This is a genomic window from Polyangium jinanense (genome assembly GCF_028435265.1).
Taxonomy (GTDB): domain Bacteria; phylum Myxococcota_A; class Polyangia; order Polyangiales; family Polyangiaceae; genus Polyangium; species Polyangium jinanense.
In genome coordinates this window covers 312,011-325,459 of the sequence record NZ_JAGTJK010000007.1, presented here as the reverse complement: position 1 = coordinate 325,459, position 13,449 = coordinate 312,011, and the positions used below count along the sequence as shown (strand labels likewise).

Annotated in this window: 12 protein-coding genes and 1 pseudogene; 9 read left to right on the top strand and 4 right to left on the bottom strand. The window is 66.9% G+C overall.

Features of this window, described 5'->3' with window-relative positions; all coding sequences use genetic code 11:
- Positions 1-15 precede the first annotated feature (15 nt).
- The 5 genes and pseudogenes from nudC (at position 16) to KEG38_RS17785 (ending at position 6,119) form a co-directional block, all read left to right on the top strand.
- Complete coding sequence (nudC, locus tag KEG38_RS17805; protein WP_272420881.1) at positions 16-858, top strand: NAD(+) diphosphatase; 843 nt, start codon at positions 16-18, stop codon at positions 856-858.
- A 217-nt stretch (positions 859-1,075) separates the two neighbouring features.
- Positions 1,076-2,557 carry a hypothetical protein gene (locus KEG38_RS17800; protein WP_272420879.1) on the top strand — a complete coding sequence of 494 codons (1,482 nt, stop codon included), beginning with the start codon at positions 1,076-1,078 and terminating at the stop codon, positions 2,555-2,557.
- Positions 2,558-2,747: 190 nt separating this feature from the next.
- Positions 2,748-3,458: pseudogene (locus tag KEG38_RS17795) on the top strand (DUF1587 domain-containing protein); the annotation flags it as partial.
- Between the two features lie 64 nt (positions 3,459-3,522).
- Positions 3,523-4,800, top strand: a complete 1,278-nt coding sequence (locus KEG38_RS17790) for a DUF1592 domain-containing protein (RefSeq protein ID WP_272420876.1) — start codon at positions 3,523-3,525, stop codon at positions 4,798-4,800.
- A complete protein-coding gene (locus KEG38_RS17785) occupies positions 4,797-6,119 on the top strand; it encodes a DUF1552 domain-containing protein (protein ID WP_272420875.1) in 1,323 nt (440 codons plus the stop codon). Before KEG38_RS17790 ends, KEG38_RS17785 begins: the two co-directional genes overlap by 4 nt.
- Positions 6,120-6,167: 48 nt before the next feature.
- On the opposite strand, the gene KEG38_RS17780 is transcribed toward KEG38_RS17785, so the two are convergent.
- The 3 genes from KEG38_RS17780 to KEG38_RS17770 are packed head-to-tail and all read right to left on the bottom strand — an operon-like array spanning position 6,168 to position 8,642.
- Positions 6,168-7,169 (bottom strand): dipeptidase, encoded by a 1,002-nt coding sequence (locus KEG38_RS17780; protein WP_272420873.1) that lies wholly within the window; start codon positions 7,167-7,169, stop codon positions 6,168-6,170.
- 25 nt (positions 7,170-7,194) lie between these two features.
- Entirely contained in the window at positions 7,195-8,124 is a 930-nt protein-coding gene (locus tag KEG38_RS17775; protein WP_272420871.1) for a hypothetical protein, read from the bottom strand.
- Positions 8,124-8,642, bottom strand: coding sequence for a peptidylprolyl isomerase (locus KEG38_RS17770; RefSeq protein WP_272420869.1), 519 nt, complete (start codon positions 8,640-8,642; stop codon positions 8,124-8,126). The genes KEG38_RS17775 and KEG38_RS17770 overlap by 1 nt, the downstream gene beginning before the upstream one ends.
- A 103-nt stretch (positions 8,643-8,745) precedes the next feature.
- Here KEG38_RS17770 and KEG38_RS17765 point away from each other — a divergent pair, with 103 nt between their 5' ends.
- A complete protein-coding gene (locus tag KEG38_RS17765; protein ID WP_272420867.1) occupies positions 8,746-9,888 on the top strand; it encodes a THUMP domain-containing class I SAM-dependent RNA methyltransferase in 1,143 nt (380 codons plus the stop codon).
- 12 nt (positions 9,889-9,900) lie between these two features.
- Positions 9,901-10,683 (top strand): GNAT family N-acetyltransferase, encoded by a 783-nt coding sequence (locus KEG38_RS17760; protein ID WP_272420865.1) that lies wholly within the window; start codon positions 9,901-9,903, stop codon positions 10,681-10,683.
- A gap of 21 nt (positions 10,684-10,704) precedes the next feature.
- Here KEG38_RS17760 and KEG38_RS17755 read toward each other — a convergent pair whose 3' ends face one another.
- Positions 10,705-11,718, bottom strand: a complete 1,014-nt coding sequence (locus KEG38_RS17755; protein WP_272420863.1) for a zinc-dependent alcohol dehydrogenase family protein — start codon at positions 11,716-11,718, stop codon at positions 10,705-10,707.
- 355 nt (positions 11,719-12,073) lie between these two features.
- On the opposite strand from KEG38_RS17755, the gene KEG38_RS17750 reads away from it, so the two are divergent.
- Complete coding sequence (locus KEG38_RS17750) at positions 12,074-12,670, top strand: hypothetical protein (protein WP_272420861.1); 597 nt, start codon at positions 12,074-12,076, stop codon at positions 12,668-12,670.
- Positions 12,671-12,867: 197 nt separating this feature from the next.
- Positions 12,868-13,431 (top strand): hypothetical protein, encoded by a 564-nt coding sequence (locus KEG38_RS17745; RefSeq protein ID WP_272420859.1) that lies wholly within the window; start codon positions 12,868-12,870, stop codon positions 13,429-13,431.
- Positions 13,432-13,449: the final 18 nt, after the last annotated feature.

Genomic DNA, 13,449 nt, shown 5'->3' with positions numbered 1-13,449 from the left:
TAGGTCTGTCGCCCCATGAACAAACTTCCCCGTTTCCGCGCGGATCCCGCACTCCTCGGCGCGCCGTCGCTCGGCCTTTGGTTCGCGTACCGCGGCGACGATCTCCTCGTTCGCCTCGTCGACGGCGACCCGCCCGCGCCGTTCCCTCACGACGTACCGCTGCTCGAAACCCTCGGCGCGCTCGGCCTCGAACCCGTCCGCATCCAGCCTCTCGGCTGGCTCGACGCCGTCCCGTGTCGATCCGCCGAGCTCCCGCCCGATGCGCCCGTCCCGCCCGGCTTCGCGTACGTCTCGCTTCGCCGCTTGCACGGCCGCATCGATCCGGACCTCGAAGTCGCCGCGGGCACGGCGTTTCAGGTGCAGTATTGGGATCGGACACACCAGTTCTGCGGGAGTTGCGGCGCGCCGCTCGACCTCGAAATCGGGCATCGATCGAAGCGATGCACGCGGTGTGCGCATCAGCATTTCCCGCACGTGACCCCGGCGATCATCGTGCTTATCGAGGACGGATCGCGCATCCTGATGACGCGGCAACCGCGTTTTCCCCCGGGCATGTACGGCCTCGTCGCGGGGTTCGTCGAGCCGGGCGAGTCGCTCGAGGACTGCGTGAAGCGCGAGACGCGCGAGGAGACGGGCATCGAGATCGACGACATCCGTTATTTCGGCAGCCAGCCCTGGCCTTTCCCGCACCAGATCATGATCGGCTTTTTCGCGCGCCGTTCGGGCGGCGAGCTCGTCGTCGATCACGACGAGCTCGAGGAGGCCGCCTGGTTCGACCGGGGCTCCTTGCCCAAGCTCCCCTCGCCGATGAGCATTGCGCGCAAGCTCATCGACGAATGGCTCGCGCGTCGGGCATGACGCGCGGGCCTGCTCGCCCGGTTCCCATACCGCACTGCATTCGTACGATTGCTTTCTGGTCGATCTCCTGACCACCAGAACTCGCCACCTTCTTGGAGATTTTCCAAGCGATATGAGGGTTGATGGGCTGGTGCGCGTGGTTGTAACAATGGTGATGTGGGCGCGTGCCGATCGTCCGGCCCGCGCAATCCAAGGTTCGCGATTCGCGGGAGGCACCATGCGATCCAGTCATCTCTTCGGACTCTTGCTTTCGACCCTGTCGCTCGTGGCCGTCGGCTCCACGGGAACGGGGTGCAGCGACGACCCCGGGGGCACGGCGGGCAGCGGCGCGGGCGGGAGCGGCGCGCAAGGGGGCGCCGGCGGCACGGGCGCGCAGGGCGGCGGCGGTCCGGATACGGACGGAAACAACGGCTGCGACACCGCGGAGGTCCTCGACCTGTCGGGGATGGATGTCCCGTCGAAGCTCGACCCGGTCACGTCCGACAGGGATTACTACAAGGTCGATCTCAAGAAAGGCCAGGCAATCTTTCTCGGCGCGACGAGCAAGCCGGACGACGATCCGTACGGCGATTCGTATCCGGATACGGTCATCACGCTCTGGTCCGCCGACGGCAAGACGCAGATCGCGCAAAACGACGACATGTCGGGCAGCAACAACAGCGAGTTACTCTACCTCGTGCCCGAGGACGGCACGTATTGCCTCGAGGTCTCCGAGTGCGGCGTCGTCTTCGGCCCCGATTTCTGCGCGCCGCCCGAGGGCATCACGAACCTCGATTACGACGTGAGCTCGTTCGAGCTCGATCCGACGGGCTCGCTCATCACGGTCGACAAGGAGCCGAACGAGACGCCCGCGAACGCCACGCTCGTCAAGAAGGTCTCGTTCCCCGAGGGCGGCCCCGTCGAGGGGTATCAATCGATTGGCTGGGGCGCATTCTCCGCGGTCACGGACAAGGACGTCTACACATTCAAGGTGGAGAACGACGTCGCGGTCGACATGAACAGCCGCGCGCTTTGCATCTTCGATTTCTGGGCCCCCGCCGGCCCCGAGGGCAGCGGCTCGACCGCGACAAACGGCGTCCTCGTGCGCGTGGCCGCGGCGAGCGCGCCCGACGTCACGCTCGCCCAGACCGACATGAGCAACCTCGACCTGACGTTCGGTTATCCCGAGCTCCCGAGCCTCACGATGCCCTGCGACAAGGGGAAGGATTACCTCGTCACCCTGTCGCGGCCCGACGGCATCACCGCCGGCTCGAACGACTTCTATTTCTTCTCGCACGTCCAGGCGGGCTCGAACACCGTGGAGAAGGAGCCGAACGATAACAGTGCCCAGGGCCTCGAGCTCACGCCGACGGACGACGGAACGGGCCACGTCACGGCCATCACGGGCAACATCACGGCCGGCGACAACGACGTCTTCACGGTCCCCGTCCCGGCGGGCATGGGCCTCGCGAGCGCCTACTGCACGGCGGAGCGCAGCGGCTCGGGCCTGCGCGGCCTGCAGGTCTCGCTGCTCGACGGCAATGATCAGTTCCTCAAGAACGGCTCCGGCGCCGAGGGCTCGGACCACGTCCTCTGGATCGACGGCGCGCTGATCACGGCGGGCGCGACGAATGTCAAGATGCGGGTCTTGGCCGATTCTCAGGACCCGGCCGTCACGGGCACGTATTACTACTGCTCGCTGATCCTGAGCCCACAGTGACGGGCAGGTGATAAAAATCACCTCGACGTAGCCTGTATCCATCATCCCCAATGATGCCCACCGCAGGGCATCACGTCGGCCCTCGACGAAACATTTCACGAGTTCGAGGGCCATTTCGCCTGCCATCGCCCCATTTCGTCCACGTCCGTGCAGGGCATCGGTGTACCCTCGCCGCCCAGGGAGGAACACGATGCCTCGTTCGATAGCTTCTCATCGGCCGCGCCCGAAGAGGCGCGGAAGGACCATTGCCCCGCTCGTGCTCGCCGCCGTGCTCGCGCCGGCCGCGATCGGGTGCTCCGGGGACGCGGGAACGCCCGCGACGGATCCCGGGCGCGTCACCATGCATCGGCTCAATCGGGTCGAGTACAACAATACGGTCCGCGATCTGCTCGGCACGGCGCGGACCCCCGCGGACGATTTCCCCGCCGACGATCGTGGTTATGGCTTCGACAACATCGCCGACGTGTTATCGATCTCGCCGCTCCAGGCCGAGCTTTATGCCCGCGCGGCCGAGGATCTCGCCCGCGAGGCGATGAATCTCCCGTCGTCGTCCACGACGCTGCGCGTCGAGGCGGAGACGCTCACGGGCCAGGTCGGCGCGGCCGGGGGCGAGGACTGGAACCTATGGAGCGGCGGCGAGCTGCCGGTCACGCACGAATTCCCCTCGACCGGAAAATATCGTATCGCCGCGCGGGTCTGGGGTGATCAGGCGGGCGCGGATCCCGTGCAGATGAACCTGCTCGTCGGCGGTACGATTGCGGGCAGCTTCGAGGTCAGCCAGACGAGCGCGGATCCCGTGGTCGTCGAGGCCGAGGCCGACGCGAACGCGGGCACGCAGGTCGTCTCCGTCGAATTCACGAACGACTATTACGACGAGGCCGCGAGCGCTGACCGGAACCTGCACGTCGACCGAAATCGAGGGCCCGCTCGGGGTCGTCGGGGAAAACCCAATCCGCGAGCGCATCGTGGTCTGCGATCCGACGGGCGGCGCCGCATGCGTCCGGGAGATCCTGCAAAAATTCGCCGAGCGCGCGTTCCGCAGGCCGGTCACGCAGGCAGAGCTCGACCGGCTCGCGGGCGTGGTCACGCTCGCCGAGCAGCAGGGACAAACCGTCGACGTCGGTCTAGAAATCGCGCTCCGCGCCATCCTCACGTCGCCGCATTTCCTGTTCCGTCCGGAGCTCGATCCGAACCCGAATGCCAATACACCGGCGCACCCGCTCGATGACTTCGAGCTCGCCTCGCGCCTCTCGTATTTCCTCTGGAGCAGCATGCCGGACGAGGAGCTCTTCGCGGCCGCGCGCGAGGGCAAATTGCAGGATCCGGCTGAGATCGAGGCGCAGGTCGAGCGCATGCTCGCCGATCCGAGGGCCGAGGCGCTCGTCGACAACTTCGCCGGGCAATGGCTCTTCACCCGGGCCCTCGACGATCACCAGCCCGACTATTACGCGTTCCCGACCTGGGACGAGACGCTGCGCGAGTCCATGCGGCAAGAGACGCGCCTCTTCTTCCGCGAGTTCTTGAAGAACGATCTGTCGATTCCCGAGATGCTCACGGCCGATTTCACGTACATCGACGAGCGGCTCGCGACGCATTACAACATGCCCTCGCCCGGAGCGGAAGGGTTCGTCAAGGTCACGATCGAGGATCCCAATCGACAAGGCCTGCTCGCGCAGGGCTCGATCCTCACGGTCACGTCCTATCCGACGCGTACCTCGCCGGTGAAGCGCGGCAAATGGGTGATGACGCAGATGCTCTGCACCGAGCCCGACGCGCCGCCGCCGGGCGTCGAGGGGCTCGTCACCGAGGAGGTGCCCACGGGCTCGATCCGGCAGCGCCTCGAAATGCACCGCGCGAACCCGATCTGCGCCGGCTGCCACGAGGAAATGGACAACCTCGGCTTCGGCTTCGAGAACTTCGACGGCATCGGCTTGTTCCGCACGGAGGACCTCGGCTTCCCCGTCGATTCGAGCGGCGTCCTGCCGGGCGGCAAGACATTCAATGGCCTCACGGAGCTCAGCGCCATCCTCGCCGAGGATCCGCGCTTTTTGCATTGCGTCTCCGAGAAGATGCTCACCTACGCGCTCGGGCGCGGCCACGAGTCGGCCGACGCGGACGACCTCGAGCACCTGACGAAAGAGCTCAACGAACGCGGACAGAGGTTCGTCGATCTGATCAAGCTCGTCGCGACGAGCGAGCCGTTCCGGATGCGGCGCGGAGAGGCGCCGGGAGGTGCAAAGTGAAACGTTTCAAGCTGTCGCGACGCGCGTTCCTCGGCGGAGCGGGCGCGCTGCTCGCCCTGCCGGCCCTCGAGATGTTCTCCCCGAAAAACGCGAAGGCCGAGCCGAACGACCTCAAGCGCATCCTTGCGTTTTACGTGCCGAACGGCATCCACATGCCGGCCTGGACGCCGACGACCGAGGGGGATCAATACCAGCTTCCCACGATCCTCGAGCCGCTCGGTGCGCTCCGGGAGAAAGTCCTCGTCCTCTCGGGCCTCGCGAACACGCCCGCGCGGCCCGACGGACCCGGCGATCACGCCGCGGGCACGGCGGGCTTCTTGACGTGCCGCCACGTCGTGAAGACCGAGGGCGCGAACATCAAGAACGGCATTTCGATGGACCAGGTCGCGGCGGCGCACCTCGGCCAGTTCACGCGGATCCCGTCGCTGCAGCTCGGCATCGACGGCGGCTCGAGCGCGGGTGATTGCGACTCGGGGTATAGCTGCGCCTACGCGCGGAACATCTCGTGGGCCTCGGAGACGCAGCCGCTCCCGAAGGCGGTGAATCCGCAGGTCGTCTGGGACATCCTGTTCGGCGGCTTCGACCCCAAGGCCACGGCCGAGGAGCAGGCGCGGCAGAAGATCTACCGCACGAGCGTCCTCGATTACGTGCTCGAAGAGGCGAACTCGCTGAACGGCAAGCTCGGCACCACGGATCGGCGCAAGCTCGACGAGTACATGACGGGCATCAGCGAGCTCGAAAAGAAGATCCAGAAGACGGGCGAAGGCCCGCAATGCACGCCGATGAACCGCCCGCCCGGCGACCTGCCCTACCCCGAGCACGTGATGATGATGCTCGACCTCATCGCGCTCGCGGTGCAATGCGACGCGACGCGGGTCGTGAGCTTCATGCTCGGCAACGCGGGCAGCGGCCGGAGCTATCCGTTCCTGCTCGTGAACGAGGGGCATCACGAGATCTCGCACCACCAGAACCTCGACACGAACTACGAGAAGCTCACGACCATCGACCGGTGGGAGGTGGAGCAATTCGCCTACCTGCTCGGCAAGCTCCAGGCGATCGACGAGGGCAATGGCGTGAGCGCGCTCGATACCTCGGCCGTGTTCTTCTCCAGCGAGATCGAGGATGGCAACGCCCACAGGCACACGAACCTGCCGGTCCTCGTCGGCGGCAGCCTCGGCGGGATCTTCAAGCCCGGCAGGCACGTGGTGTATCCGGACGAGACGCCGCTCGCGAACCTGTTCCTTTCGATGCTGCAGGGCGTGGGCGTAGAGGCGACCACGTTCGGCGACAACGGCACGGGTCCCCTGCCGAACCTCTGATTCGTGCTGCGCGGGCGGCGATCCCCCCGTCGCCCGCGCTTTCCCCTGTCAGGGCACTTCCGCCAAAACCCGCATCGCATTTCCCCGAAGGATCTTTCCGATCGCCTCGGGCCGCATCCCCGCTTCGAGGAGCGCGTCCGTGAGTAGCGGCAATCGCGCGGCGTCGCAAAGATCACGGGTCGGCACGATGAAGCCGTCCCAGTCCGATCCGAGCGCGGGCGTATCCTCGCCGCAAACGTCGATGATGTGTTTCAGGTGCTTCACCACGGGCGCGAGCCCATCCCCGCCGAGAAACTGCGGACAAAAGATGACGCCCACGACGCCGCCCTTGTCCGCAATGGCGCGGAGCTGATCGTCGTCCACGTTGCGCCAGTGCTGGAACGCGCCAATGACCCCGGTGTGACTGACGATCGGCGGGCGCTTGGCCATCGCGCACGCTTCGAGGAACCCCGTGCGATTGATGTGCGCGAGGTCCACGACGACGCCGAGCGCCTCGCAAGCCGCCACGACCTCGCGGCCGAACGGCGTGAGCCCCGCGTCGTCCTTGCGCCCGCGGCCATACGCCGGATAACAAAGCTCATTTCGGCTGAAATGGCAGAGACCGAGATAACGCACGCCGCGCCGCGCGAAATGCGCGAGTTTGTCGAGTGAACCTTCGAGCGCGTGCCCGCCCTCGATGCCGAGGAGCGCGCCGACCTGCCCGCGCGCCCGCGCCGCCTCGATCTCGGCCGCCGTGCGCACCTTGGCGATGCGGTGCGGCGCGCGCGAGATCTGCCCTTCGAGCGCGTCGATCTGCTCGTCGATGACCCGCGCGAGCCCGTGCCGCTGGCCGATGGGCAGCGAGACGAGCCCAAAAAACTGCGCCCCCATTCCGCCCTCTTTCATGCGAGGCACGTCGACGTGCCCGCCGAGCGCGGCGAGCGGGAGCGGCGGATCATGGCGGGCGTGCAGGTCGTATCCCACCCAGCGCGACCACATCAAGCTGTCGGCATGCAAGTCAATCGCGGGGTAGAGGTCGTGGAGCGCGCGCGCTTCGGGGGAGCCGTGCATGGCGCGCCGAGGATAGCAGAAAACCTTACCCCCGGGACCAACCCCTGAGGGTGAAGCCGGGGTGCGACTGCAAGAACTTCACCACGGCGACGGGCGGGGTCGACCAGGGCGCGAATCGCTCGGGCATCGATTCGCTCGGCAGGATGACGCTGCGCGTGTACCCACTCCAGAGGCCGTCGCTGCATGCATAACAATCGTCGCGCGCGAACTGCGCGTCGATACGGAGCCCGCCGCGCTCGCCATACACGGGGAAGATTTGCACGAGATCGGGTATGGCCTCGTGTTTGCGCGCCTCCTCCGGATCCATGTCGCCCTCGTCGAGCATGGGCTCGGCGCGCCGCGCGAGCGCCTCCTTGTTCGGCAGATGGCGCATGAGATCGATCTCTTTGCCCGCCTCCGCGTCCCACAACTTGAAGTTCGCCACGGTGTTGCCGTGCGCGCCGCAGGAGAAAACGGACACATCCTCGTGCACGAACAGATACGGCCCGACGCTGCCGAGGAGCTCGACGTGATGCGAAAGTTCGCCCACGCCAGCGCCGTCGTCGCCGGGATCCACGATCACCTGCCGCGCCTGATCGTCGCGGGGCGCGAGCCACGCATGCGTCACGGTCCCCGGCTCGAGGTTTTCCGGGGGCGTGCCCCCCTCGCAGCCGCCGAGCTTGACCTCCGCCTCGCGCTCGCGCCAGACGAGCTCGCCGCGGCTCGTCGCAATCACGATCCCCGGCTCCTCGCCGAGGACACGCCCGTCGTCCGCCACGCGATAGGTCGCCGGGAGCCCGTCGTCCTGCTTGCCCCAGATCAGGACCTCGCCATCGGACTCCGCCTCGGGAGGCGCGGCGCGAGCCCCCGCGGCGAGATCGACGGCTGGCGCCACGGCCGGGCGATTTCCGCCGCAACCTGAAGCCAGCGCGACGAGCGCCGCGAGGAAGACGAACGGGCGCGCCGACACGGACATCAAGCGCCTTCGACGACGACGCGGTTCATGCGGACGGGCGTGGTGGGCCGGTCGTTGCGATCGCGGGGGGTCTTCTCGATCTTGTGCACGACGTCCATGCCCTCGATGACCTTGCCGAAGACGGGGTGCTTCGACTCTCCGGGCGTGAACCAGTCGAGGAAATCGTTGTGCACGGTGTTGATGAAGAACTGGCACGAGCCGCTGTTGGGATCGCCGGTGTTCGCCATCGAGAGCGTGCCGGGCTCGTTCGAGATCTTGGCGTTCGCCGGATGCTCGTCCTTGATCGTCCCGTCCGGCCCGTCGCCCGTGCCCGCGCGCGGGCTCTTCGGGTCGCGGCTGTGCGGACAGCCGAACTGGATCATGAACTTGTCGATGACCCGATGGAAATGCAGGCCGTCGTAAAAACCGCTCTTCGCGAGCTTGATGAAGTTATTCGCCGTGATCGGCATCTTGTCGACGAAGAGCTCGACCTTGATGTTGCCGAGAGAGGTCTCGAGGAGCGCAGTCGGATTTGCCATGGGCGCGGAGCGTAGGCCCTCCGGGGCGAGTTCGGCAAGGGGCACGGGAACGAACAACCTCTTGCGCGAAGGGCTGCACAAGCGTACGCCCCGGACCGACGACATGCGAACCGAGCGAAAGAACCGGGGCGAGGTGATGCGCTTCTTCGCGACGGCCGCGAAGGGCACGGAGGGCGCGCTGCGCGACGAGCTGCGCGAGGCGCGCTTCCGCGAGGTGCGCGCGGATCGAGGCGGCGTGCACTTCGAGGGCCCGATCGACGAGGGCATGCGCGCATGCCTCGAGCTGCGCATCGCCGTGCGCGTGCTCGCGCTGCTCGCCGAGTTCGAGGCGGAGTCGGGCGAGGCGCTCTACGAGGGCGTTTCCCGCGTAGATTTCAGTCCGTACGTAGATCCGCAGCGCACGCTCGCGGTGCGCGCGGCGTGCAAGGACAGCCGCCTCACGCACACGCAGTTCATCGCGCAGAAGACGAAGGACGCGATCGTCGATCAGGAGCGCAAGCAGCTCGGTGCGCGATCGAGCGTGGACCTCGACGACCCGGATCTGGGCGTGTTCGTGCACGTGGTGCGGGATCGAGCGAGCCTGTACGTGGATCTCTCGGGCGAGTCGCTGCACCGGCGGGGCTACCGCAAGCGTATCGAGGAGGCGCCGCTCAAGGAGACGCTGGCGGCGGCGATCCTGCGTCTTTCCGGATGGGACCGGCAAAGCCCGCTCGTGGATCCGATGTGCGGATCGGGGACGATCCCGATCGAGGCGGCGCTCTGGGCGCGCGACGTGGCGCCAGGGCTCTTGCGGGAGCGGCACGGCTTCGAGCGGTGGCCGAGCCACGACGAGACACGGAAGAGGCGCATCGCGGAGATGCGCGAGGCCGCGCGGGCGCGGGTGAAGAGCGAGGGGCCGTTCGTCGCGGGGAGCGACGTCTCGCCGCAGGCGATCGAGACGGCAAAACAAAACGCGAAAGCCGCGGGCGTGCGGCTGCATTTCTCGCGCGCGGACGTGCGGGACGTGGAGCCTCTGGAGCCGCCGGGGTTCATCGTGACGAACCCGCCGTACGGGGAGCGTTTGTCCGGAGGAGAGGAGCTCTACCGGGGGATGGCGGAGGCGCTCCGGCGGTTGTCGGGGCACACGGTGGTGCTGCTCGCCGGGACGCCGGAGATCTCGCGAGCGATGCGGATCCGGCCGTCGAAGGAGATCACGGTCTGGAATGGTCCGATCGAGTGCCGGTTGTTTTCGTATTCAATACGGTGATAAAGAGGCGCCATGCGAACCGCCGAGGACATCTCCCGACTCGAAGAAGCCCGCCAGGTGCAGGGCTTCGCCTCCATCGCGCCCGAGTCCATCCGCGTCGCCGGCGGGATCGCCTGCTTCGCCGGGCCGGGCTCGTGGTGCAACGTCGTCATTGGAATCGGCCTCGCCGGGCCGGTCACGGCCGAGGATCTCGATCGAATCGAGGCATTTTACGAGGGCCGCGGCGTGCCGATCCGGATGGAGCTCTCGCCCTACGTGGATCCGGGGCTCTTGCCTATACTTGCCGCGCGGAAGTTCGTGCTCACCCGATTCGAAAATCTCCTCGCGCGGGAGCTCCCCGCGGACGAGGATCCCATCGCCGGCACGGCGCTGCCCGCAGGGATCGTGGTGCGAAAGGTTTCGCCGGACGAGGAGGAGCGGTTCGTCGAGGTGTCCAGCAGCGGATTCCGGCCCGAGGGCACGCCCATGTCGGAGGCCGATCGGGACGTGAGCCTGCGCATGGTGAGAAACCCACGCTCGATCAGCGTGATGGCCTGGGCCGGGGACGAGGCCGTGGGCGCGGGGAGCGCGGAGGTGCGCGGCGAGGTCGTGGCGCTGTACGGGACGAGCGTGCTGCCGGCGTGGCGGAGGCGTGGCATCCAGCAGGCGCTCATCCGCGCGCGACTTGCAGAGGCGCGGGCGCGCGGCGCGACGGTGGCGACGATCGGATCGATGCCCGGCGAGCCCACCGAGCGAAATGTACAGCGGGTGGGCTTCCGGGTCGTCTGCACACGCGTGCACCTCGAACGACCGTGACGCGCGCGCTCCGAAGCCGCTTCAGAATCGCAGCACGATCTTTCCGAAATGCCCGCCGCTCTCCATGTAGGTGAGCGCTTCGCGCGCCTCACCGAAGGAGAACGTCTTCTCGTCGATCACCGGCCGGAGCCCGCTTGCCTCGATCGCGCGGTTCATCGCCTCGAACATCACGCGCGAGCCGACCATGATCCCGTGGAGCTCGAGGTGCTTCATCAGGATGGGAAGCACGCTCATCTCCTGCGCCGCGCCCCCGAGCACGCCGATCACGCTCACCGTGCCCGCGATCCGCGTGGCGCGCAGCGAGCGCGTGAACGTGCCCGCGCCGCCGACCTCGATCACGTGGTCGACGCCCACGCCGCCCGTGAGCTCGAGGGCCTTTTTGTCCCAATCGGGCGTGGTCTTGTAGTTGATCGTGGCCCACGCGCCGAGTGCCTTCGCGCGCTCGAGCTTCGCGTCGCTGCTCGATGTCACGATCACGCGCGCGCCGGCGAGGCGGGCGAATTGCAGTGCGAAGATCGACACGCCGCCCGTGCCTTGCACGAGCACCGTATCGCCCGGTGAAACCTTGCCGGAGAAAAAAAGCGCATTGTACGTGGTCACGCCCGCGCAGGGGAGGGTCGCCGCTTCCTCGTCCGTGAGGTGGGCGGGCACCTTCACGACGCCGGACTCGCCCGCCACGAAGAGCTCGGAGAGGACGCCGGGCAGGGGGCCGCCGAGCGTCGTCTTGAGCTTCTCGGCGTCGAGCTCGCCGTCCTGCCAGGCTTGCGTGAAGATGGGGCAGACGCGGTCGCCTTTTTTGAGGCGCGTCACGGAGGGGCCCACCTCGACGACCTCGCCGACGCCGTCCGAGAAGGGCACGAGCGGGAGCGGCTGGCGGGGGTTGTATTGGCCCCTGACCATCATGAGGTCGCGATAGTTGAGCGACGCGGCGCGCATGCGAATCACGACCTGGTCGGGCCCGGGGGTGGGATCGGGCAGCGTGACCTCGGCGAGGGAGCCGAGCCCGAACGAGCCCTGAATGACGATTGCCTTCACGAAAACCTCCTCCGTCCGCCCCGTTCCACGGTCTAGGGGCGGCGTCAACCCCTCGGAACGAAAACGACCGATCGCAGGACCTCCGAGGGACCAATCGGACATTCTGCGACACATCATTACCGCAACGCTTCCGGCGCATGGGACATATTGCGTCCGCGCGTGATTCACAGAAGCCGTCTTGGATGCGGAAGCCGAACACCTGATCGCGGACTTCTCAGGTTCAGGTGGGACATTCTTCGTCGCATCGACCTCCATCGAGGGGCAGCATTCGAATCACGTTCGTGATAAATACCAAATCGTGATGTCGGCCTCGGGGGGGTCGACATTCCGGAGCGGAGCCCACGGGAGGATCCCCATGGAGAAGGTCTCGCTGACGTACTTCGTCGACTTCGTGCTGAGATCCGGGACACCCAAGCTGACTGGCGTCCGCGAATACAAGGAACGCAAGGACGAGCTGAGCACGGATTTTTATCGTCCGATCCGGGAAGGCATCGTGGCCATGCACCGGCGAGGCGAGTGCGAATCCGTCCTCGACACGGTCATCGCGATGCAGACCGACGACAAAAGGCGCCGTATCTATCCCCACGTCGCCGCCGGATACCGGAAGTTCTTGGCCTCGGGCGACAAGCGCTGGTTCGAGCCACCGCACGGCGCAATGAAGCTCGGTGACCTCGAGATCAACCTGAACCCCGAGGTCGGCTTCGTGATCGACAAGAAGCCCCACCTCGTCAAGCTGTATTTCCGCCAGGAGCCGCTCGCCGCGAAGCGCAGCGCCGTGGCCCTCGCGCTCCTCACGAGCGGCCTCACGCGCCTCTATCCGAATCACGTGATCACGATGCTCGACGTGCCACGCGCGAAGCTCCACACCGCGAAGGACCTGCCGAATCCGCGCCTCGAAGTGCTGCTGCGCGGCGAGGCCGCCGCGTTCTCCACGATGTACGAAGCGCTTTGACGCGAACTTGCTTTCACAGGGGTGGTCGCTCGACTTTCCGGCGACCTGGACGAATCGGCCCCGCTGTAGGGGTCCGAACGGACATTTTTCGTCAGGGGAAACCTACCATGGCGCAACGGCGCGGGGGGATCCGTGGTATGGAAGCGTGTGCCGGTACGCTGGACAGCAGCTTGGCGTAAGAATGTGGCGGAGGGATCATGAATAGAATCTCGTTGACGGGATTCGTCGACTTCGTGCTCGAAGCTGGCGCGGGCGGCGTCGCGGATCCGCTGAAGGAGCGCAAGGGAGATTCGGCCCCCGATTATTATCATCCGCTTCGCGACGCGATCGTGGAGATGCATCGCCAGGATCTCTTGCCCGTGACGCTCGACGCCGTGGTCGCCCGCGAGACGAGCGAGAAGAAGCGCCGCGTGTTCGCGCGCGGGATCGAGGGCTACCGGCGCTTCCTCGAGACGGGGACGATGAAATGGTTCGATCCGCCGCGGACCCGCTATCGCATGGGCGCGCACGAGGTCGACGTGAACCCGGAGCTCGGGCTCGCGATCGACGAGACGCCGCACGTGATCAAGATGTACTTCCGCGGCGAGCCACTCACGCCGCGCCGCACGAGCGTGATGCTGAGCCTGCTCGCAGGCCGCCTCGGTCGCATTTGCCCGGGGCACGTATTCGGGGTGCTCGACGTCCGCCACGGCAAACTGCACGCCGTGAGCACGCCAGAAGAGCGCTTCGACATGCTGCGCGCCTCGAACGAAGGGCGCTGACGCCGGCGCCGCGCCCGA